Genomic DNA, 21212 nt, shown 5'->3' with positions numbered 1-21212 from the left:
ACGGTGACTCGCGCCACGACGGTTTTCAAGGCCGCGATCTTTTAGGCAGGGAAACGGCCCTGACCAGCACTCCAGTGGCTCAGCTGGTGCCTTGCAGAACAGTTCTGGCCGCAGGTTGGCCACAGAGCTTGATCACTCGCCGGTGTCGCGCTGACAAAAGGCCACGGCGGCATCGTCGCCAGCCTTGTACCGGGGCCACCGTTGCCCGTGGGGGTCAGTCGCCTCAACCTTGCGCACCGTGGCGATCAGCGCTGCGGGGCCTTCCCTGCGCAGTTGGGCGAACACGTCCTCCCAAGAAGCCATCTGATACTCGGTGACGAGCCGTGAGACGCCGTCCGAAACTACGGCGGCCGAACGAACCTCGCTCTGGTCCACAGCACCCGTCAGCGCGTGAAACGCTGCCTCCGGCGCCGAAGCGGCCACCCAGTAGCCCTCGGGCGTGTTCCGGATCTGGCGTTGAGCCGCCACGAGCCGCGCCACACTGGCGCGGTGTTCAGGGGAACCCGTCGCGTGGCGCTCCGATTCGGCCCGCAGGTCTTGGCAGACCTCGTCCACCCGAAGATCGGTCAGCGTTGTGAACCCGCCTGCCCCCTCAAGCACGATCGGCGAGTCGGCAAGGACTAGGTGATCAATGCGGTCTGACCGTTCCCGGAGAATGGCTACGGTCGCCGACGGCGTGCCCGGGTTCTTCAGGTCGCAGGTCTGGTGAAGGTTCGCCACCCGCTCCAGAGCCGTTGCCAACGCGTCCGGCAGTGGGACGCCAGGGTCCGCGAGAGCGGCGACGACGTGGCCACCGAGTTGGGCGACGTACCACGGCACGCCGTGCACACACCCGGTTTCCAAGCCTGCTGTGCTGAGCCCGTCAAGGACCACTGCGAATGTCGGGGTACCCGCCACCCAGTCCTCGTTAGGGGATGTACCGCCGGCCTGGGTCGCAACGCTGACGTGCATGTCATCCCTCGTGTCGGTAGAGCGGCGTAACCCTCTTGCTCTCCAGGACTTCCAGAGTCTTGGGGTCGTAGCGGCAAGAGATCAGAGTGGAGAAGCGTCGGGTGCGAACCTCCCTGTACAGCTCGGGAAGGTTGTTCTCCAGGTAGTGAACGACTCCGTTCGCCCCGATGGCATGGATGCCGGCGGCGTAGAGGAATGTCCCTCGTCCATCAAGCCTCGGGAGTCGTGCCAGGTACCCGTAATCCGCCGCCGATCCGTCCTCGTCCATGGGAGACCGGAACCGCTCTTCAGTCTTGAGGTCTACGAGATGCCATGCGCTGTCCTTCTCGAAACGCAGGTAGTCGTCGCCCTCAAGCACCTGCGCGATGATCGGCGAGAGCCGGGGACCGCAGACCACGACGTGGTTGTCCCGGTTCAGGTTGACCATGCCGCTGGGCGGGATCACCTCGTAGTGCGCATCAAGCTTGAGCGTGGCCAGAAGCTTGCGCAGTCGATCAAAGTTCCCCAGGTCTTCTCGCGCGACTACTTCGCCCGGGTTTTCCTCAGGTGATTTCCCGGCTTCGTACTTGCCACCTAGCGAGATGGTCATGAGGTCCGTACCGAAGAAGGCGCGCTCCGGCGGGGGGCCCTGAGAGGCCAACTGGCCCACACGGCCGCGGCTCACCCCCAAGAGCGCCGCGATCTCCGACTGCGACATGCCCGAGGCTGCCGCCTCCTCGATCGCTTCTCGCCGGATACGCGAAAGCTCAATCACTCGCCCCTGGTAGTCAGCCAGGAGGTCAATCGCAGCCTTCGCGCGCTCCACAGGCACCTTGACCTGCGCAACCCGCTGCATCTCTTCGTGCATCAAAACCTCCGCGCTTAGGGGGTCTAGCAACCATACCGCGAGGGGGGCTTGACGGCCACGCCCAGACTGCCTACCTTGGCTACCAGGTCGACGCATAGACCCCCTAAGCAAGGAATTGCGTGGGGGCCTATCAGGCGCTTGACCTGCACTTCTGCCTGAACCGCCCTACATGGCGCTCAGGTGCACGTGTGATCAGGAACCCCGCAGGGCGGGGGGAAGGGCACCGGCAACCCTTGTCAGCCGGATGGCGAGTCTCTGCCTACTAACGGGAGCGCGCTCCCGAAACGAGACGTGCATTTGTACGTGATCAGCCCTCCGCAGACGTTCCGTGCTGCGGCCGGTTGCCTCCCCTGCCTGTCCGGCGCTCTTGCGCTGTACGGGCGGGGCCGAGGGGAGCCGGATGTTTCCGCTTCACCCCAACGCAGTGCAGCCCCGGGTGGCTAGACCCGGGGCTGCTGTTGGGTCCCGTTCCTCCACAGAAGGAGCAAGACCCGTGACGTTCATCGCTGCACTTCAGGACCGTGTTACCCCGTGGTCCGACGGCCTGGAGCCGTCGGACGCGGAGCTGGAAGCGATCGAGGTCGAGTTGCCGCTGATCCTGGCGGAACGCGACCTGCTCGACGCGCAGATCATGACGCTGGACCGCACGCCCACCGAGGTGGACGAGCAGCGGCTGCGCCGGGCCTGCCGGCGCGTACTCGCCGCCCGGACCGCGCTGGAGAACCGGGCCGCCTACCTCCCGTCTTCCGGTGGCGCGGCATGAGCAAGCAGATCTTCGGAGCGCAGATGTCCCTGCGCTGCTGTGGCACCACCAGCGCGGCGACGGCGGGCGGGTCGCGCTGGCAGCTGTACGTGGCTATGTCGGGTCTGGTCAGTGAGTGGCCGACCTTCACCTGGCCGCCCACCGCTGAGATTCCGACCCTGGAGGAGCGGGCTCGGGCCCTGGCGGACCTCGGGTTCACTCTGGCCGAGGGTGTCGAGTGGGAGTGGACGGAGCATGCCGGGCCGGACTACCACCCGCACCCGGCGCGTGTGCTCATGCTCTGCTCGGCCAAGGTCCGGCCGCTGGAAGGCGGTGGGGCATGAACCGCACCGGACGGATCCTGTTGGTGCTGGCCCTGGTGGCCGTGGTCGGCATGGCGTTCCGGGTGTCCTGGAACGCGCTGCGGGACGTGGCCCGAGCCATCGGCGCGGACACCACGGCCGCGTGGCTCTATCCCTTCGTCGTCGACGGCCTGATGGCCCTGGCCCTCGTAGCCGCCCTCGTGCTGACGGGTGACGCACGGAAGTTCGCGCTGCGGGTGCTGGCCTCTTACACGCTCGCATCGCTGGTCCTGAACTACGTACACGGGCTGGTGCCGGACCTGCACTCGGAGTCGATCGGCTGGAGCCGACTGGCCGAGGGTGACTGGACGAACTGGGTCCTCGTGCTGCTGGCGACGTCGCTTCCGGTCGGGTCGATCTATTTCGGCTCCGACCTCGTCGCCAAAGTCCTTCACCACCGCCCGCCGATCGAGCCCGATCCGCAGGTATCGACACAGACTGATGCAAATCGGTCTACGTCTGAGCAGGGCGGACCGGTGGTCGAGGAGCCCGCCCCGGCGGAGGAGGTGGCCTCTTCCACTCTCCCGGTAGTCGAGCCGATCGCGGCCCGTCCGCAGCTCGCGGTGGCGGCTGAGTCGACGCGTCCTCGTAGGGCGACCGGTCGAGTGCCCGTCGCGGCTCGATCGACCCGAGTCGTTCGCACGGACGTCGACCTGCTGGCGGAGGCGCGGACGCTGACGGAGTCGTGGCCGGTCGAGAAGCTGACCGGTGAAGGGATCCGCAAGGCCCTGCGCACCTCCCCGGCGAAGGCGCGGGTCGTGCGGGAGGCGTTGAAGGCGGAGCGCGAGCGGGACACCGCTGCGGCGGCCGCCGGATGAGCCGGATCAAGTGGGCCGACTGCTTCGACCCTTTGGGAAGAGTCCACGGCCTGCCCACCTTCCCCTGGCGGCTCGCCCCGGACGGGCTGGCCACCCGCCGGCAGCTCCGTGCCCTGGGCCTGCGGCCCGGCGGGCAGGACATCGCCGGTCAAGTCCTTCGGCCCCGCCGACGGCGCGACCCGCTGACCGCGTTCCTGTACCGCGTGGACCGCGCGCTGCCGGTCCGGCCGATGACCCCGGCCAAGACGGCCGCGCTGGCCAAGGCCAACGCCACCCGCCGCACCTGCCCCGAATGCCGTCGCGATGCCGGATACGTCATCCCGGTCTCCCTCGGCATGTGTGTCCCCTGCGCGTACCCCGAGCCTCCTGACGGGAGATGACCGTGAACCACCTGCCCGAACCCGCCCGACCGACCGTCGTACAGCTCCCGGACGGAACCCACGTCTACGCCGACCAGCTGCCCGCCACGTACGCCGGGCCGCAGGTCGTCCACCAGCACATCCACCAGGCCGCCCCGGACAAGACCGTCCAGCGCATCGCGCTCGGCTCCGGAGTCGGCGCCGGAGCGGTCGCCGCCGGGGTGTACTTCGGCCCGCTCCTCGTCGCTGCCCTTACCGCCATGGCCGCGAACCTCGCGTTCCTGGCCGTCCTCGCCCTGGTCCTGGGCTGGGGAGTGCACACGGTCGTGAGGTCTGTCGGCAGTGATGCCGGTGCGGCGGCCGTGAAGAACGTCCGCAAGGCCCGCCGCCGTCGCTGACAGGAGAGCGCCATGGCCTTCAAGGCAGGAGACAGAGTCCTGATCGCTTCCTGTGAGGACGATCCCCGAGCCGTCGGCAAGACCGGCCGGATCCTGGACGAGGTACCACCCGGTCCCCGGACAGTCGGCCGGTGGACAGTGCACCGGATCAGCCCGCTGATCGGGCCCGTCCTTTGCCACACGCACGAACTGCGGGCCGCCTGACGGTCGCCTGTCCGCCCCGGTATCTCCGGGGCGGGCGGGGGACCGGACAGACCGGTCCCGGAGGGAGTCCCGTGATGGCGAAGGACCCGAAGTTCACGGCGCGGGAGACCGCGCAGATCGGCTGGTACATCGGCCGGATGGCCAAGCGTGGCGTCGCCGGAGAGAACGTCTACCAGGGCGATTTGGAACGCAAGGTCGAGCGGATCATCGACGGCGCCCGCGAACGCGAGGCCCAGCAGGCCGCAGACGCGGCGGCGGCCGAGAAGGCCGCCCGCAAAGCCCGCGCCAAGAACACCAGGAAGTAGCTGTGCCCCGGGGCGGCCGTCCCTCTCGCCAAAGAACGCCGGCCGCCCCGGGCCCTACCCACCCGCTTGTCAGCGAGAGCAGGAGTTCTCAGCATGACCGACAACGTCGTCCCCCTCTTCAAAGACCCCACAACCGGCACCTACACACTCCCCGGCGACACCCCCGAGACCCCGGCTGTAGCCGCCCCGGATTCGGTCCGGCCCGTACGACGGTGGAAGCGCACGGCACGCAGCCTGCGTGCGGCCGTCACCAGCGAGCCGGCCCGTACGGCAGCTCGGCTGGTGGCCCGGCACGGCATGTACGTGCTCGGCGGTACCCGGATCACGGCCAAGCGTGCGTGGGACGGGCGGACCGGCTCCCGCTACGAGCGGATGATCCGCGCCGCCGAGGCCGCGGGGAACTTCGAGGAAGCCAAGGAGTGGGAGGACCGCCTCACCCGCTTCCGCTCCGCCCGCCACCACCGCCGCATGGACCTGCTGAAAGCCCCCCAGGACGCGGTCAAGAGTGCCGCGTACGGGGCGGGCCTCACCATCGGTGGCCTGCTGCTGCTCGGGATCGTGCTGGCCATAGCCAACAAGGACGCCACCTGGATCCTCGCCCCGATCACCGCTGTGATCGAGGCGATCGCAGCGGCCGTCCACGTCGCCACCGTCGTGTGGGGACCGGCCGTCACGATCAGCCCGTGGCTCGGGTTACTGGCCCTGTGGGGAGTCGGCCGGCAGCGGCAGACCGCACCCCAGTGGGCGCTGCCCGCGCAGCAGCGTGACGACGCGGGCGCGCCGATCACCCCGTCGATCGTGGTCACCGCCCTGCGTGACCTGGGTATCGCGCCGATGCGGAAGGCCATCAAGGAGATGGGCGACGCCGGCGCCGCGATGCTCGGCCCGATCCGGATCGCCGGATGCGGCGTAGAGGTTGACGCCACCCTTCCCTCGGGGGTCTCGACCAAGGAGGTGCAGGGGCGTCGCCGCAAGCTCGCGGAGAACCTGGGACGGCACGAGCACGAAGTGTTCATCACCCTCCCTGCCGCCGCCCGCACCGTCCGGCTGTGGATCGCCGATTCCGGCGCGCTCGACGAGCCGATCGGCCCTTCCCCGCTGGTCACGGACCCCAAGGCGGCCGCGAACTACAAGACGGGCAAGGCGCCGTGGGGCCAGGACCTGCGCGGCGACGCTGCCACCCTGAGTCTGTACCAGCGCCACATCCTCGCCACCGGACTCTCGAACCAGGGCAAGACCGCCGCCCTGCGCGCCCTCGCCCTGTGGCTCGCCCTCGACAAGACGGTGGAGTTCCGGATCGCCGACCTCAAGGGCGTGGGCGACTGGGGCATGTTCGACGGACTCGCCACGACCCTGATCCAGGGCCCGACCGACGAGCACGTCATCCAGGCGACCGAGATGGTCGAAGAGCTGGTCGCGGAGATGGAACGCCGCATCCAGATGCCGCCCGGGACCGTGTTCACACCGCTGATCGGCATCGTGGACGAGGCGCAGGTCGCGTTCATGTGTCCGGCCGTCGGCGCCGACAAGCGTCCCTACGGCGGCTCCAAGGCCACCAGCCGGTACTTCATGGCCGTCCGGAAGATCCACAACCAGGGTCGGGCCGTGGACGTGCTGCTGTGGGAGGGGACGCAGGACCCGACCGATCAGAACCTTCCCAAGCTCGTCCGTGAAGGCGCCCACACGCGTATCTCCCTGGTCCTGGGCACCGAGTCCCAGGCCCGCATGGCCCTGGGCGACAAGGCCGTCGACGGCGGCGCCGCACCCCACCTGCTGCGCCAGGACCTCGACAAGGGAACCGTCGTCGTCGCCTCCGGCGGCATCACCATCCCCGCCGGCCAGACCTCCATCACGGTACGGACGCACTACATCGACGACGAACAGGCAGCCGAAGTCGCCGACCGAGCCAAGGCCCTCCGCGATGGCATCACCACCGCGCACACCGTCGCAGCGGCGGACGAATCCGACCCCCTCGCGGACATCCTCACCGTCCTCGGCACCGAGGCCCGCGTCCTCACACAGGAGGTGCTCAAGCGGCTCGCCGCGCTGAACGGCAAGGCGTACGGGCGGTGGTCGTTCATCGACCTCAAGCGCGTCCTCGACGGCACCGGCGCCGAGCCCTACAAGTCCGACGGCCGCATGGTCATCGGCCGCGACCGCATCACCCGCGCCCTCACCAACCGCCCCGAGGACGGTTCCGCTTCCGCCACCAAGTAGAGGGAGCCGCCCCCGCATCGGCCAGGGAGGCAGGGAGAACTCCCTGACCGGCTCCCTGACCCACCTCCCTGGGCCTGACCTGCACAAATGATCCACCAGGGAGGCAGGGAGGCTCCGCAGGTCAGACCCCCGAAACCCCCTCCACACGCACCCCAGCAGGGGGTGCCCACGCCTCCCTGACTCACCCGCGGCAGAGGCTCCGCATCACCCATCCGACATGTCGAGAGCGGCCCCCTCACGCCAATGAAACGGGGCCGCTCTCATCCAGCACACACAAGAACTGGAGAGACCCAGCATGACCCACACCACCGACATCCGGCGAGAGCACCAGCCGCGCTTACTGGACGCGTTCTGCTGCCAGGGCGGCGCCGGCATGGGCTACCACCGCGCCGGATTCGACGTCATCGGCGTCGACCTCACCGCACAGACCCGCTACCCGCTCGGCTTCCACCAGGGCGACGCCATCGCCTTCATCCGCAAGTTCGGCGCCGGCTTCGACTTCATCCATGCCTCCCCGCCCTGCCAGCGCTACTCCCGCACCCAGAAGATCCAGGGCCGCGAACACCCCAACCTGATCGCCCCCGTCCGGCAGGCCCTGGAGGCCACCGGCCGACCGTGGGTCATCGAGAACGTCGTAGAGGCCGCCCCGGAACTGCGAAACCCGGTGGTGATGTGCGCGGCCGTGTTCGGGATGCGGACCTACCGCCACCGCCTCTTCGAGACCGGCGGAGGCTTCACCCTCACCCCGCCCGCCCACCAGCCCCACACCGCGCCCCTCACCAAGATGGGCCGCCCGCTGCGGGAGGGCGACTGGTACCACGCCGTCGGCAACTTCTCCAACGTCCCTTACGTCCGCGCCGACATGGACGTCCCCTGGATGAACCGCGACGGCATCCGCGAATGCATCCCCCCGGCATACACCCACTGGATCGGCCACCAGGTGCTCGCCCACCTGAACACCATGGCGGTGGCCGCATGAGCGCCGCGACCGGGCACCTGCAGACCGCGCTCTGGCTCGCCGAACTGGGGCTGCCTGTCCTGCCCCTGCGGGCGGGCAAGCTACCCATCGGGAACTGCCCCGCCTGCACCAGCAACAAAGCCGCCGGGCCCTGCCAGTGCGGCGACCGCCCGAACATGAAGGCCGCCGGGCCCTGCCAGTGCCCGGCCCCCTGCCACGGCTGGGCCGCCGCCACCACGGACCCGGCCGTCCTCACCTCCTTGGCGTGGGCTCGGGCCTGGCAGCAGGCCGGTGCCGTCGCCTACCACCCCGGTGGCGCGGGCTTCACGGTCGTCGACCTCGACAACGCCGACGCCATCACGTGGGCCCGCCAGACGCTTCCCACAACGAAGACCGTGCCGACGACGCGGGGGGAGCACTGGATCTACCGGGGCGCCATGCAGTCCGCCAACCACGTCCGGCCCGGCGTCGACATCAAGTCCCTGATGTCCTACGCCGTGTGGCGGGGCCCGGGCGCTGGCCCCATCACCGTTCTGCCGGACGTTGTCCGCGCGCTGGTCGTGAAGGAAGAGGCCACCCGGCCCCTTCGCGTGGGGGTGGACTCTTCGTCTCCGGCCCGCGCCCGGTGGGACCGGTCGGTGGCCACTGGCTGCCGCCACACCAGCGCCTTCGTCCAGACCGCCCTTGATCGTGGTCTCGCCAAGGTCGCCGCCTGCCTTAACGAGGGTGCCGGCAGTGCCGCCTACGGGGTCGCCCGGTTCCTCGCCAACCAGCACACCGCATGCCCGGGGCCGTGCGGTCTGGAGATGCTCGGACGCCAGGTCATCGACGCGGCCGTCGATGTCGGAGTGCCTGAGGCGTACGCCGAGCGGGCGGTCACGCGCGGCCTTGCCGCTGTGGCGGTGAGGGCATCGTGACCACCGGCCCCCGCTCCGCCGAACCGACCCCCACCATCGACGGCGGTAGCGCGCCGAAGGTCGTCGCCGAAGGCGTCCCTTCTGCCCTTCGCTCTGACCCGCGCTGGGACGACGGACGCCGCCCCGTCGCCTGGCTCCACATCAACGCCCCTGGGCGCGGCGTGACCCCGTCCGTCCGGTCCTGGTGCGCGTGCGGACGGGACCTGTTCGCCGCCGGACAGCGGCGGGCGCTCGCTCTGATCGCCGACCACGAGCAGCACCGCACCGACTGCCCGCACATCACCCCCACCGAGGAAGGGAGGAAGGCCGCATGAGCCTCGCCGAGGAGCTGCCTGCTCCGTCCAACCCGATGGCCGTCGCCCGGCGGATTCTGCCCGGCTGGCAGGACGGGCAGGGCCGTCTGCTGTGCAGGCGGTGGCGGGGGTCGTGGATGCACTGGACGGGTACCTGCTGGCGTGAGTTCGAGGACCTGCTGATGCGCAAGCGGCTGTACGAGCAGTTGGAGCACGCCACCTACGTGGCCGGGCTCGACAAGGACGGTCTGCCCGAGGTCCGGGACTGGGCTCCGACCCGTACCAAGCTCGGCAACCTCCTGGACGCCCTGTTCGCCGTCACCCTCCTGCCCACAGAGGTGGACGCTCCCTCCTGGATCGACCGGGAGAAGGCCGCAGCTGACCGCAGTCCGATCGTCGCGTGTCAGAACGGGCTCCTGCGGATCCGGGACCGGGCGCTACTGCCCCACACCCCCGGGTTCTTCAACATCGTCTCTGTCCCCTTCGAGTACGACCGGCAAGCCGTCGCCCCGAACTGGGACAGCTTCCTGCACGAGCTGTGGCCCGACGACCCCGCCTCGATCGCAGCCTTGCAGGAGTGGTTCGGCTACGTCCTGTCCGGGCGGACCGACCAGCAGAAGATCCTGCTCCTGAAGGGTCCGACCCGTTCCGGGAAGGGCACCATCGCCCGGGTCATGAAGGAACTGGTCGGCGAGGAGAACATCGCCGGACCGCCCCTCTCGGCCCTGGGCACGAACTTCGGACTCGCCTCCCTGATCGGCAAGCCGCTCGCCGTCATCGCCGACGCGCGCCTGTCCGGGAACGACAGCGGCGTGGTGGAGCGGCTGCTGACCATCTCCGGCGAGGACACCATCGACATCGACCGCAAATTCCGCGAGGCCTGGACGGGCAAGCTCCCCACCCGGCTGATGGTCCTCACCAACGAACTGCCCTCCTTCGGGGACTCCTCCGGAGTCATCGCCCGCCGATTCATCGTGCTGAACCTGACCGTGTCCTGGCTCGGCCGCGAGGACACCGGCCTGGACGCAAAGCTCGCCGCCGAAATGCCCGGCATCCTCAACTGGGCCCTCGAAGGCCTGGCCCGCCTGGAACGCACCGGCCGCATCACCCAGCCGGAGTCCTCACAGGACGCAGTCATGATCATGCAGGACACCGCGTCACCCACCAGCGCGTTCGTCCGCGAACGCTGCACCACCGGCCCCGCCTGCGAAGTACAGGTGGACGCCCTGTGGAACGTCTGGCGCGAGTGGGCCGAAGACAACGGCGTACGCGCCGGCACCAAACAGATCTTCGGCCGCAACCTCCAATCCGTCGTCCCCCAACTCACCACCACCCGACCCCGCGACGGCGGCATCCGCGTCCGCACCTACACCGGAATCACCCTGCGCCCCTCCCCGGCATAGCACTCGGCCTACATTCCGCCGGGTCGCGGACCAACGCGGACCACACCCTCTGACCTGCACGTTCACCGGCCCCCGAAACGCGCCCATCGCGGACCGCACCCTTCACGGGCGGTCCGCGATGGTCCGCGCACCATCCCCGGAAACCCGCAGGTCAGACCGGGTGGTCCGCGATGGTCCGCGACCCACGACATTGTGAAAGCAACTTCTTCAAGACGTCAGACAGCGAGGAGTGGACGATGGCCCGCCCGCAGATGCTCAGACTCCCCGAGGTGCTGGACGAGATCGGGATGAGCCGAGCTGCCTTCTACCGAATGCGCGCCCGGGGACAGGCTCCCCGGTTGCAGAAGCTGCCCAACGGACAGATCCGCGTTCGGCGCGCGGACCTCGATGCCTGGTGGGAGACCTGCACCAGCGCTGCCTAACCGCCATACGACTACGAAGGGGCCCACGCGTCAGTGGGCCCCTTCGGCCTTTCAGGAGAGCTGCATGCAGACCTATGACGTGCGCGTCTGGAACATCCGACGGCGCGCCAGCAAGAGCGCGCCCTTTCAGCTTCGTTGGATCGTTGACGGCAAGGTTCATCAGGAACCGTTCCTGACCAAGACGCTCGCGGATGCTCGCAGGGCCCAGCTCGTGACCGCCGCCGGACGGGGCGAGGCCTTCGACACTGAAACCGGGCTACCGGTCTCGGAACTCCGCCAGCTCAACCGCACGTCCTGGTACGAGCACGCACGGGGTCACGTCGCAATGAAGTGGCCACAGGCTGCCGCAAAGCATCGCGCGAGCATCGCCGAGAGCCTGAGCATCGCCACGATGACGCTCTGCCCGCACGGCAGGGGCCGGCCGGACGACGAGCTGCTGCGGCGTGCGCTCTATCAGTGGGCGTTCAATGCTGGCCGGCACGGGCAGGATCCGCCCGAGGATGAGGCTCGGGCCCTGGCGTGGGTCGAGAAGAACTCTCCCGCGATGGTGGATCTCGACAGCGCGAGCAAGATGCGCGCGGTTCTGGATGGACTGGCAAGGCGGAAGGACGGAAAGTCGGCGGCGCCGAACACCATCCGACGCCGCCGGGCCGTGCTGAGCAACTGTCTGCGCCTGGCAGTCGAGAAGGAGCTACTCCCCAGCAATCCCCTACACCGTGTGCACTGGGAGACCCCGAAGGCCGTCGAAGAGCTGGACGAACGAAGCGTCGCCACGCCGGCACAAGCCCGGCTGCTGCTCGACGGCGTACGCGGGCAGGGCCTCCGAGGTGAGCATCTTGTGGCGTTCTTCGGGTGCATGTACTACGCGGCCATGCGACCCGAAGAGGTCTCGGTGCTCAGCCTGGATCAGTGCAGTCTCCCCGAGACCGGATGGGGGCGGGTAGACCTCTCCGGGGCTCGTCCGCAGGTCGGATCCGGGTGGACAGATGATGGGATGCCGTACGAGGAACGAGGGCTCAAGCACCGTGCCCGGCGGACCGTCCGTCGTGTGCCGATCCCGCCCGCCCTGGTCGTCCTCCTGCGCGAGCACATCGAGCAGTTCGGTGCTGGCACCGACGGCCGATTGTTCCAGGCTGTCCGGGGAGGCCCGATCCGGTCCCAGGAGTACGGGGCGGTGTGGAAAGAAGCTCGACGTCGGGCCCTCACTCCGGCGCAGGCGGCATCCCCGCTCGCGTTCATCCCGTACGACCTGCGTCACGCCTGCGTGTCCTTCTGGCTGCGGTCCGGGGTCAGCTTGGCTGAGACGGCCCGCAGGGCGGGACAGAGCATCGCAGTTCTTCAGCGCTACTACGCCAAGGTGCTGGACGGCGAGGAGGAGCGCATGAACGAGCTGATCGACCAAGGGTTCGCGGACCAGGCGAAGGGCGATCAGTCGACGCTCTGATGGGACGGAAACCTGGCCGCAGGTTGGCCATACGCACTGGTCAACACTGGGATACAGGCGAGACAGGGTGAGACAGGCGGAACGCCGAAGGGGTGCCCCTCCGTGAGGGGCACCCCTTCTGATCAGGATGTTCTCTGACCTGGTGGCGGTGGGTGTGGGATTTGAACCCACGGTGACTCGCGCCACGACGGTTTTCAAGACCGTTCCCTTAGGCCGCTCGGGCAACCCACCTGGCCGGTACAGAGTACCGGCCAGGTGGGGGTGGCGGGAGCGGCCTGAGAGGTCAGGACGCCTGGGCCTTGTCGTAGGCCGCCTTCGCCTCGTTGCCGAAGTACGGGCCGTACATACGGTTCGGCAGGAAGGTGTAGCCGAAGCTGTTCACCGAGACCTGGGTGCCAAGGCCCGTGGCCTCGTTGAAGTCCTGGAACCAGGGGCCGCCGCTGGAACCGCCGGTCATGTTGCAGCCCAGGCCGTGGTCCTTGGTCAGCAGGAAGTCCTTGCCGCTGTTGCCGCTGCAGTAGACCAGCTTGGTGCCGTCGTACGGGGCCGCCGCGGGGAAGCCGAAGGAGTACATCTTCTTGTTGTAGCCGCCGTTGAAGGCGATGCCCTGGGCCCCGACGGCCTGGCTGAGGGTCTGCCCGTTCAGCGGGGCGACGACGGCGAGGCCGACGTCCATGTTCATGTCCTCGCTCGCGGCCCACTGGTCGGTGGCGAAGGTCTTGGTGGCCGACCACTGCCCATAGGGCGCGGAGCCGTTGTTGTAGGCCGGGACGAAGACCCAGTTCGTGTGCCAGGCCCCCTGGTACTTCACGCAGTGGCCGGCCGTGATGACCGTGCTGCCGTTGGCGCTGGTGACCGAGTCGCCGGAGCAGGAGGCGGTCCGGTCGCCCATCGTGAAGAAGACCCGGCCCGAGGTCTTCACGATGGCGCCGCCACCCGTCCAGGCGCCGCCCGCCTGCGGGAACGCCGTGGGGGACGCTGCCTCCGTCGGCGCGACGGTCGTGGGGGCCTCCGAGGCGGCGACCCGGGTGCGGGCCGTGCCGGGGGCCGCCGTCACGTCGAGCGGGGTGGCGCCACGCATCCGCTCCGCGGTCCAGAAGCCCTGGGTGTGCTGCTGCCGGAAGGACGCGGGGGCCGCTGGGGCATCCGCTGCGATCGAGGGGGTGGCCGCCGTCAGGGCGCCCGCGACCAGGGCGCCGGCCGCGAGCAGGACGGACAAGGCCGTGCGATGACGATTCACGCATGACTCCTTCTGCCGTGCCCGGGCCGGGTGGCGAAGCCGGGCAGGGTGGGGGTGAAGAGCGGTCGGTGCGGATCGGCTGTGCGCGGTTCGTGGTGCGTCGTACTTGCTGCGTCGTGCGTCGTGCGTCGTGCGCGGTACGGATTGCCGGGGGCAGAGTGGCACGGGCGCGTCGCAATGTCAGCGGGCAGTCGGACCGTTCGGTCGGTTCCGGCCAGGAAATGGCCAACTCGCCGCCGTTGCCGCCTCATACGGTGAGCATCACGCCCGCGTACGAAACCCCGGCCACCACCACCCACGCCCCGAGTCCCAGTGCCGCGGCCCGCCCGCCGGTCCGGGCCAGCGTCGGCAGGTGCACCGCGCTCCCCAGGCCGAACAGGGCCGCCGCCAGCAGAGCCTCCTGGGCGGTGTGCGCCCACTCCAGCGCTACGTCGGGCAGCACGCCGGTGGCGCGGAGCGCGGCCGCCGCCAGGAACCCGAGTACGAACAGCGGCACCGGCGCCGGCCTGCGGCCCGAGGCGGTACGCACCCCGCGGCGCCGGGCCCGTACCGAGAAGGCCACGGCCGCCACCAGCGGGGCGAGCAGCGCCACCCGCATCAGCTTGACCAGTACCGCCTCACCCAGGGCTGCGGGGCCCGCGGTCTGCGCGGTGGCCACGACCTGGCCGACGTCGTGGACCCCGGCGCCGACCCAGCGCCCGAAGGCAGGGTCGGAGAGTCCCAACGGCCCCTGGAGAAGCGGGAGTATCGCTATGGCGAGCGTCCCGCAGAGGGTGACCAGTGCCACCGAGGCGGCCACATCCTCCTCGTCACTGCCGGACACCTCGCTCACGGCGCCGATCGCCGAGGCTCCGCAGATCGAGTACCCGGTGGCGATCAACAGCGGCTGATCGCCGGGAAGTCCCAGTCGGCGGCCCAGCCAGAGAGTGCCGAGGAAGGTCGCCGCGACCACGCCGACCACCATGGCCACCGTGGCCCAGCCCAGCCGGAGCACTTGGTCCAGCCCCAGGCCGAGACCGAGCAGGACGATGCCCATCCGCATGAGCCGACGCCCGGCCAGGGAGAGTCCCGGGCGGGCGGCCGCGCGTACGAACGTCCGCAGGCCCGGCAGGTGCGCCACCGCGATGCCCAGCACCACCGACGCGGTCAGCATCGGCACGGCGGGCACGAGACGGTGAATGCACCAGGCCGTCAGCGCACCACCCGCCGCCATCGCCAACCCGGGCCAGGGACTTGGTGTTTCACGTGAAACATGCCGAACCGCCGTGCTCTGTGGGCGGTGAAGGAGGGCCATCAGTCGACGGGGAGCGTGTAGACACGACGGATGCTGGTGCCCAGCCGGGAGACGTCGGCGCCGTACACGTGCACCGATATCGCCTTGCCGGTACAGGAGTTGCGCACCTTGTGGATGTCACCGGGCGGGGCGAACCCGCAGACGTCGCCCTGGGCGTTGACCACGTCCTCGGTGGCCACCAGCCGGGCGGGACCGGCGCCCGGCGCGAGCCGGAAGCGGCGTTCGCTCTCCTCACCCTGATGGACTCCGGCCACGCACCACGACACGTGGTCGTGGATGCAGGTCTCCTGCCCGGGCAGCCATACGAGCGCGACCACGGAGAAGCTGCCGTCGGATTCGGCGTGCAGGATGTGCTGCCGGTACCGCTCCGGGTCTCCTTCCTGCTGGGCCGGGGTCAGCAGGTCGGGCGCGCCTAGGTGCGGGGCGAGCCGTTCGCCCACCAGGTAGGCGGTGAGATCGGGAGCCAGCCCCCGCTCCACGACCGTGCGGATCTCACTGACGAGGGCGGCCATCCTCGTGGTGGTACGGGCCGGCGTGGTGGTGGTCATATCGGCAGCGTGCTGCCGACCTTCCATCACGTCCAACGACAGTTATGACCTGAAATCCCAAGCACTGCTTATGGGTTGGTCAGCAGCCGACGCGGTTCGCCGCCACCTGTTTCAGCGCCCCGAGCACCACGGCCGTCGCGGGGATCCGCAGATGGTCGCGGTAGACGTACGCGGCGATGTGCCGGCGGGCGGTGGGCTGGAGGGCCCGCCCGCAGACCTTGCTCAGCGAGAGGGAGGGCAGCACCAGCGCGGGCATCATCGCCACGCCCAGTCCTTGAGCGACCAGGCTCTGCACCACCAGGTTGTCATCGGTGGAGAAGCGGATGTCGGGCACGAACCCCAGCTCCGCGCACTCGTGCAGCAGGTTGGCGCGGCAGCGCGGGCAGCCCGCGATCCACCGTTCCTCGGCGAGGTCGGCCAGGTGCACGGCGCGGCGGCGAGCCAGTGGATGCCCGGTCGGGAGCAGCACCGTCAGCTGGTCCTCCAGCAGCCTGACCTCGGAGACCTCCTCCGGGATCTCCTCGTGGAGGCCGGGATAGGTGAAGGCCAGGGTGATATCGCACTCCCCGCGTTCCAGCCGGCGCAGCGACTCGGGAGGCTCCCCTTCCAGCAGTTCCACCTGTATGCCCGGATGGTCCTTGGCCAGGCCGCTCAGGGCCTCGGGGACGAGGGTGACATTGGCGCTGGGAAAGCCGCACAGCCTGACCCGGCCGGTACGCAGCCGGGCGTACGCCCTCAGCTGGGCCTCGGCGGCGGAGAGGTTGCCGAGGATGGTCTCGGCGTGCCGGGAGAGGGACTCCCCGGCCTCGGTGAGCTGCATCTTGCGGCCCACGCGGGTGAACAGCGGGGTCCCGACGGCGCGTTCGAGCGCCTTCATCTGCTGTGTGATGGCGGGCTGGGTATACCCCAGCCGTCGGGCCGCGGCCGAGTACGACCCGGAGGCGACCACCGCGTGAAAGGTCCGTATGTGCCGAGAATCGAACACGAGCGAAGCATAAGCGGACGTTGGAGGGGCCGTAGGCGAAATCCCGCCTACGGCCCCTCCACATCGGGCCGCCGCCGCGACCGGTGGTGCTCGGGTGCCGTTACTTGTCGCCGATCCGCGAGCCGAGCGTGATGTCGACCGTGGTCGGCTTGCCGCCGCGCAGGTAGGTCAGCTTCACGGTGTCGCCGGGCTTGTACGTCCAGATCATGCTGATCAGGGTCGGACCGCTGTCGACCGGCTTGCCGCCGAACTCGGTGATGACGTCGCCCGGCTTGAGGCCCGCCTTGCCGGCAGGGCCGTTCGGGTCGACCAGCTCGTTGGCGGCCCCACCCTGCTCGGAGATCTTGGCGCCCTCGGACTTGGCCTGGAGGTCGACGGAGACCGAGATCACCGGGTAGACCGGCTTGCCCGTCTTGATCAGCGATTCGGCGACGTTCTTCGCCTGGTTGACCGGGATGGCGAAGCCGAGGCCGATGGAGCCGGCCTGGCCGCCGCCGAAGCCGCCGTTGCCCGCCGACTGGATCGCCGAGTTGATACCGATGACCGCGCCGCGCCCGTCGAGCAGCGGGCCGCCCGAGTTGCCCGGGTTGATCGAGGCGTCCGTCTGGAGGGCGCTCATGTACGAGTTCTTGCTGCCGGAGCCGTCCCCGGAGGCGACCGGGCGGTTCTTGGCACTCACGATGCCGGTGGTGACCGTGTTGGACAGGCCGAAGGGGGCGCCGATCGCGATGGTCGAGTCGCCGACCGCGACCTTGTCGGAGTCGCCGAGCGGCAGCGGCTTGAGGCCGGCCGGCGGGGTCTTCAGCTTGAGGACGGCGACGTCGTAGCCCTGGGCGCGGCCCACGACCTCGGCGTCGTAACGCTTGCCGTCGGAGAACGTCGCGAAGAGCTTCCCGCCGTTCGCCGCGGAGGCCACGACGTGGTTGTTGGTGAGGATGTGGCCCTGCTGGTCGTACACGAACCCGGTGCCCGTGCCGCCCTCGCCGTCGCCGGCCGAGGCCTCGATGGTGACCACGCTGGGCAGGGCGCCCGCGGCCAGACCGGCGATGGAGCCGGCCTCGCGCTTGAGGTCCTTCGGGGTGCTCGCGGCGCTGATCGTGGTGGAGCCGGTGCCGTTGTTGCTGCGCTCGGCGGCCCAGTAGCCGACGCCGCCGCCGATGCCGCCCGCGAGGAGGGCCGCCACGAGCACTGCCGCGATCAGGCCGCCCTTGCCCTTCGGCTTGGGCGCGGGTGCGCCGTCGGTGGCCAGGGGGGCGCCCCAGGCGCCGCCGCCGTGGCCCCCGGCTCCGTACGCCGGCACCGTGGGCGGCGGGGGCGGCCAGCCCTCGGCTCCGTGCGCGGCCGGGGCAGGGGCCTGGCCGTAGGCCTGGGCCGGTTCCTGGCCGTAGGCCGGGGGCGCCTGTGCGGGCGGGATCTGCTGGGTGGGCTCGGTGCCCGGCGCAGGGGTCGGCGCAGGGGTCGGCGCAGGGGTCGGCGGCAGCTGCTGGGTCACCGGCTCGCCGACGGCGGGCGCGGGGGCCGCATCCTGCGTCTCGGAGGCCGGAGCAGGGGGTACGGACGGGGCCGCGGGAGGTGTCGGGGCCGCAGTGCCCTCGTTCTCGGTGCTCACAGCGCTCTCTCCTCGTCACACACGGCTTCGGAAAATTCTCTGGCGATTATCGGTCCGACTGAACGTTCGACGTGCCGCACAAGTTCCTGGGCAAAGCCTTTCCCATGACCCGTCAGAGCACTGTAAGCCGGACCTGTGCGTCTCTCCCCATTCTTTATATCCGACATTTCGCATGTACTCCCGGGGCAGACCCCCGACGCCCGGGCACCTCTCGGTGGCACCATGACCCGGTGACCCACGCAATGCCGCGCACCATCCAGGTCGTCGCCCACCGCGGCGCCTCGGAGGATGCCCCCGAGCACACCCTGGCCGCCTACCGCAAGGCCATCGAGGACGGCGCCGACGGCCTCGAATGCGATGTCCGGCTCACCGCGGACGGCCATCTGGTGCTGGTCCACGACCGCCGTGTGAACCGCACCTCGAACGGCCGCGGCGCCGTCTCCGCCCTGGAGCTGGCCGATCTCGCCGCCCTCGACTTCGGCTCCTGGAAGGACCGCGAGGAGTCCCCCGACTGGGACGCCGACCCCGAGCGCACCTCCGTCCTCACCCTGGAGCGCCTGCTGGAGCTGGTGTCCGACGCCGGACGACCGGTCCAGCTCGCGATCGAGACGAAGCATCCGACCCGCTGGGCCGGACAGGTGGAAGAGCGCCTCCTCGTCCTCCTCAAGCGCTTCGGCCTGGACGCCCCTCCCTCCGAGGGCCCCCACCCGGTGCGGGTCATGAGTTTCTCCGCGCGCTCCCTGCACCGGATCCGCGCGTCGGCGCCGACGATTCCGACCGTGTACCTCATGCAGTTCATCTCGCCCCGGATGCGGGACGGGCGGCTGCCGGCCGGGGTGACGATCGCCGGCCCCGGGATGCGGATCGTGCGCAACCATCCCGCCTTCATCCACAAGCTCCAGGGCGCGGGCCACTCCGTGCACGTATGGACAGTGAATGAACCAGAAGACGTTCAGCTCTGCGCTGATCTGGGCGTGGAAGCCATCATCACGAACAGACCCCGCCAGGTTCTGTCCCAACTCGGGCGCTGAAGTCCCCTTTTGCACACCCGCCACCCTCGACCCGTTCGTTACAGGGTGTGCCCCGGCGCATCCGCTCCGCATTCGGTCGGTGTGAATGCGTCCGAGGGGCCCGCTTCGGGCCGCTTCGACGGTTTCCGGTCCAGGCCATTGGGGCATCCAGACCATGCGTGGGGCTAAGGAGGTTCCGGGGGTGGCGTTGGTGGTGGCACAGGAAGTGCCCACGTCGTCGTGCATGGACGTACGGCATGGTCCTGCGGGCGTGGGCGAGGCGAGACGCCGGATGCGCGGTCAATTGCGCATGAGCGGAGTGTCCGAATCGGTCGTGGACGATGCCGTACTGATCCTTTCCGAACTGCTCAGCAACGCCTGCCGACACGGCAGGCCGCTCGGCTCTCGGGAAGTCGGGGACGGGGAGATACGCGCCGCATGGCGCGTCGACAGAGCGGGACGACTGACGGTCGAGGTCACGGACGGAGGCGGGCCCACCCGCCCGGTCCCTGCCACGCCCTCGGTCACCGCACGGGGCGGCCGGGGGCTGAACATCATCAGCGCCCTGGCCCAGGACTGGGGTGTCCGGGACGGAGCGGCGGGTGAGGTCACCGTGTGGGTGATCGTTGCCTGTGGGCCCCGGCACGAGGATTTCGCTACGCGCGTTGCGCCCCCGGCGATCGACTTCAGCAGGGCGTTCGACGACCTCGATCCCTGAACCCGGGATCCGCGACCGCACGACAGCACGACAGCAGTACCGGTCATCCGCACAGGCGGCCGACCGGGAGCGCACGCCGACCGTGCTCCCGGCCGCACCCAACCGGTTCCGGCGGTACGAACGGCTAGGCTCGCGCCCAGACACGACGCCGTACCGCCGCAACCGGGAGACACGCACGATGGCCAAGAAGCGCCCCGCAGCCAAGACTGCAAAGCCGCAGCTCAACAACGGTGAAATCCCCGTCGTGGGCGCCCGCGAGCCCTGTCCCTGCGGATCCGGCCGCCGCTACAAGGCCTGCCACGGCGCAGCGGCCGCGCACGCCGTCGCCGAGCACGTGCGGCGCCCCTTCGAGGGACTGCCGGGCGAGTGCGACTGGGTCGCGCTGCGCGAGCTGGTGCCCGCCGCCACCATCCCGCTCTCGCTCAAGGGCGGTCTGCCCGAGGGAGTCCCCTCCGTCACGCTGGTGACCGTACTGCCGATGGCGTGGCCGGCGCTGCGCCGCGAGGACGGGTCCGTCCTCCTCGGCCTGCAGAACGACTCGCCCTCCGGTGACCTCGCCCGCGACATGGCCGACACCCTGGAGCGCGCCCTCGTGGCCGAGCCCGGTACCCCGGTCGCCGCCCGCCGGGTTCCCGCTGACGGTCCCCGACTTCAGGATCTCCTGGACACCGACGGCGGTTTCGAGCCGGTTGTCCACACTGGGTTCGAATTCTGGATTCCGGAATCCGAGAACGCCCAGAACGCCTCGCCGGAGATCGCCGCCTCGCTGGAGCGCGCCAACGCGGCTGCCATTCCCACCGTCAAGCTGACCGGCGTGGACGCCGCGTACTGGTGCGAGACGCCGGACAAGAACCACCTGCGCTGGGTCATGCCGTACCCCGAGGAGAAGCTGCTCGACGCCCTCGCGCGGCTGCACGCGGCCGGCACGTCCTCCCTCGGCGAGGGCACGAAGCTCGTCGGCTCCTTCCGCGCCCACGGCCTGATGGTCCCCGTCTGGGACCTGCCCACCGGGGTCACGGCCGACGACGTCGAGAAGCCCGCGGCGGAGTTCGCGGAGCGGCTGGCCGGGGCCCTGGCCACGGACGCCCCGCTGACCACGGACGAGCGCCGGGCGCGCGGCGGACTGACCAACCGCCAGGTGACGCTCAGCTGACCGGGCGGCTCGCGC

22 protein-coding genes, 1 tRNA gene and 1 pseudogene are annotated in these 21212 nt (G+C 69.9%); 16 read left to right on the top strand and 8 right to left on the bottom strand.

All coding sequences use genetic code 11. The features are described 5' to 3' along the window. Positions 1 to 132: 132 nt before the first annotated feature. Together Sspor_RS22845 and Sspor_RS22840 are read right to left on the bottom strand one after the other, a co-directional pair. A complete protein-coding gene (locus Sspor_RS22845) occupies positions 133 to 951 on the bottom strand; it encodes a protein phosphatase 2C domain-containing protein (protein ID WP_202200803.1) in 819 nt (272 codons plus the stop codon). Between the two features lies 1 nt (position 952). Next, on the bottom strand, positions 953 to 1798 hold the full coding sequence (locus tag Sspor_RS22840; protein ID WP_191870315.1) for a sigma-70 region 4 domain-containing protein: 846 nt from the start codon (positions 1796 to 1798) through the stop codon (positions 953 to 955). Positions 1799 to 2291: 493 nt separating this feature from the next. Between Sspor_RS22840 and Sspor_RS22835 the strand changes: the two genes are divergently transcribed. The 13 genes from Sspor_RS22835 to Sspor_RS22775 all read left to right on the top strand — a co-directional run bounded on the left by Sspor_RS22835 (position 2292) and on the right by Sspor_RS22775 (position 12640). Further along, entirely contained in the window at positions 2292 to 2561 is a 270-nt protein-coding gene (locus Sspor_RS22835) for a DUF6284 family protein (protein WP_202200802.1), read from the top strand. Next, positions 2558 to 2884 carry a DUF6303 family protein gene (locus Sspor_RS22830; RefSeq protein ID WP_202200801.1) on the top strand — a complete coding sequence of 109 codons (327 nt, stop codon included), beginning with the start codon at positions 2558 to 2560 and terminating at the stop codon, positions 2882 to 2884. Before Sspor_RS22835 ends, Sspor_RS22830 begins: the two co-directional genes overlap by 4 nt. Next, positions 2881 to 3720, top strand: a complete 840-nt coding sequence (locus tag Sspor_RS22825) for a DUF2637 domain-containing protein (protein WP_202200800.1) — start codon at positions 2881 to 2883, stop codon at positions 3718 to 3720. Before Sspor_RS22830 ends, Sspor_RS22825 begins: the two co-directional genes overlap by 4 nt. Beyond that, a complete protein-coding gene (locus Sspor_RS22820) occupies positions 3717 to 4100 on the top strand; it encodes an RRQRL motif-containing zinc-binding protein (protein WP_202200799.1) in 384 nt (127 codons plus the stop codon). The genes Sspor_RS22825 and Sspor_RS22820 overlap by 4 nt, the downstream gene beginning before the upstream one ends. A gap of 2 nt (positions 4101 to 4102) precedes the next feature. Continuing rightward, positions 4103 to 4477, top strand: a complete 375-nt coding sequence (locus Sspor_RS22815; protein ID WP_373318808.1) for a DUF6251 family protein — start codon at positions 4103 to 4105, stop codon at positions 4475 to 4477. 278 nt (positions 4478 to 4755) lie between these two features. Beyond that, entirely contained in the window at positions 4756 to 4986 is a 231-nt protein-coding gene (locus Sspor_RS22810) for a DUF6257 family protein (RefSeq protein ID WP_202204144.1), read from the top strand. Positions 4987 to 5079: 93 nt separating this feature from the next. Next, positions 5080 to 7203 carry an FtsK/SpoIIIE domain-containing protein gene (locus tag Sspor_RS22805; protein WP_202200797.1) on the top strand — a complete coding sequence of 708 codons (2124 nt, stop codon included), beginning with the start codon at positions 5080 to 5082 and terminating at the stop codon, positions 7201 to 7203. 295 nt (positions 7204 to 7498) lie between these two features. Then, positions 7499 to 8182, top strand: coding sequence for a class I SAM-dependent methyltransferase (locus tag Sspor_RS22800; protein WP_202200796.1), 684 nt, complete (start codon positions 7499 to 7501; stop codon positions 8180 to 8182). Next, on the top strand, positions 8179 to 9078 hold the full coding sequence (locus tag Sspor_RS22795) for a bifunctional DNA primase/polymerase (RefSeq protein ID WP_202200795.1): 900 nt from the start codon (positions 8179 to 8181) through the stop codon (positions 9076 to 9078). Before Sspor_RS22800 ends, Sspor_RS22795 begins: the two co-directional genes overlap by 4 nt. Next, entirely contained in the window at positions 9075 to 9392 is a 318-nt protein-coding gene (locus tag Sspor_RS22790; RefSeq protein ID WP_237403981.1) for a hypothetical protein, read from the top strand. The genes Sspor_RS22795 and Sspor_RS22790 overlap by 4 nt, the downstream gene beginning before the upstream one ends. Next, a complete protein-coding gene (locus Sspor_RS22785) occupies positions 9389 to 10774 on the top strand; it encodes a DNA primase family protein (RefSeq protein WP_237403980.1) in 1386 nt (461 codons plus the stop codon). Before Sspor_RS22790 ends, Sspor_RS22785 begins: the two co-directional genes overlap by 4 nt. Before the next feature lie 236 nt (positions 10775 to 11010). Then, positions 11011 to 11196, top strand: a complete 186-nt coding sequence (locus Sspor_RS22780) for a helix-turn-helix transcriptional regulator (protein WP_191870298.1) — start codon at positions 11011 to 11013, stop codon at positions 11194 to 11196. Positions 11197 to 11260: 64 nt separating this feature from the next. Beyond that, positions 11261 to 12640, top strand: a complete 1380-nt coding sequence (locus tag Sspor_RS22775; protein ID WP_202200794.1) for a tyrosine-type recombinase/integrase — start codon at positions 11261 to 11263, stop codon at positions 12638 to 12640. Positions 12641 to 12783: 143 nt separating this feature from the next. On the opposite strand, the gene Sspor_RS22770 is transcribed toward Sspor_RS22775, so the two are convergent. The 6 genes from Sspor_RS22770 to Sspor_RS22745 all read right to left on the bottom strand — a co-directional run bounded on the left by Sspor_RS22770 (position 12784) and on the right by Sspor_RS22745 (position 18316). Continuing rightward, a tRNA-Ser gene (locus Sspor_RS22770) sits at positions 12784 to 12871 on the bottom strand. 52 nt (positions 12872 to 12923) lie between these two features. Beyond that, the gene (locus Sspor_RS22765; RefSeq protein ID WP_202200793.1) at positions 12924 to 13880 is read right to left on the bottom strand and encodes a trypsin-like serine peptidase; all 957 of its coding nucleotides are present in this window, start codon (positions 13878 to 13880) and stop codon (positions 12924 to 12926) included. 247 nt (positions 13881 to 14127) lie between these two features. After that, on the bottom strand, positions 14128 to 15174 hold the full coding sequence (locus Sspor_RS22760) for a YeiH family protein (protein ID WP_202200792.1): 1047 nt from the start codon (positions 15172 to 15174) through the stop codon (positions 14128 to 14130). Further along, a complete protein-coding gene (locus tag Sspor_RS22755) occupies positions 15174 to 15722 on the bottom strand; it encodes a cysteine dioxygenase family protein (RefSeq protein WP_202200791.1) in 549 nt (182 codons plus the stop codon). The genes Sspor_RS22760 and Sspor_RS22755 overlap by 1 nt, the downstream gene beginning before the upstream one ends. A 79-nt stretch (positions 15723 to 15801) precedes the next feature. Then, entirely contained in the window at positions 15802 to 16707 is a 906-nt protein-coding gene (locus tag Sspor_RS22750; RefSeq protein WP_202200790.1) for a LysR family transcriptional regulator, read from the bottom strand. A gap of 100 nt (positions 16708 to 16807) precedes the next feature. After that, on the bottom strand, positions 16808 to 18316 hold the full coding sequence (locus Sspor_RS22745) for a S1C family serine protease (protein ID WP_202200789.1): 1509 nt from the start codon (positions 18314 to 18316) through the stop codon (positions 16808 to 16810). 242 nt (positions 18317 to 18558) lie between these two features. On the opposite strand from Sspor_RS22745, the gene Sspor_RS22740 reads away from it, so the two are divergent. The 3 genes and pseudogenes from Sspor_RS22740 to Sspor_RS22730 all read left to right on the top strand — a co-directional run bounded on the left by Sspor_RS22740 (position 18559) and on the right by Sspor_RS22730 (position 21197). After that, positions 18559 to 19347 (top strand): glycerophosphodiester phosphodiesterase, encoded by a 789-nt coding sequence (locus tag Sspor_RS22740; protein ID WP_202203800.1) that lies wholly within the window; start codon positions 18559 to 18561, stop codon positions 19345 to 19347. Positions 19348 to 19406: 59 nt separating this feature from the next. Continuing rightward, positions 19407 to 20044: pseudogene (locus Sspor_RS22735) on the top strand (ATP-binding protein). A gap of 178 nt (positions 20045 to 20222) precedes the next feature. Beyond that, positions 20223 to 21197 (top strand): DUF5926 family protein, encoded by a 975-nt coding sequence (locus tag Sspor_RS22730; protein WP_202200788.1) that lies wholly within the window; start codon positions 20223 to 20225, stop codon positions 21195 to 21197. Positions 21198 to 21212 lie beyond the last annotated feature (15 nt).

The sequence above is a fragment of the Streptomyces spororaveus genome (genome assembly GCF_016755875.1).
GTDB classification, from domain to species: domain Bacteria; phylum Actinomycetota; class Actinomycetes; order Streptomycetales; family Streptomycetaceae; genus Streptomyces; species Streptomyces spororaveus.
The sequence above is the reverse complement of the archived record's forward strand: the minus strand, read 5'-3'. Positions and strand labels throughout refer to the sequence as shown.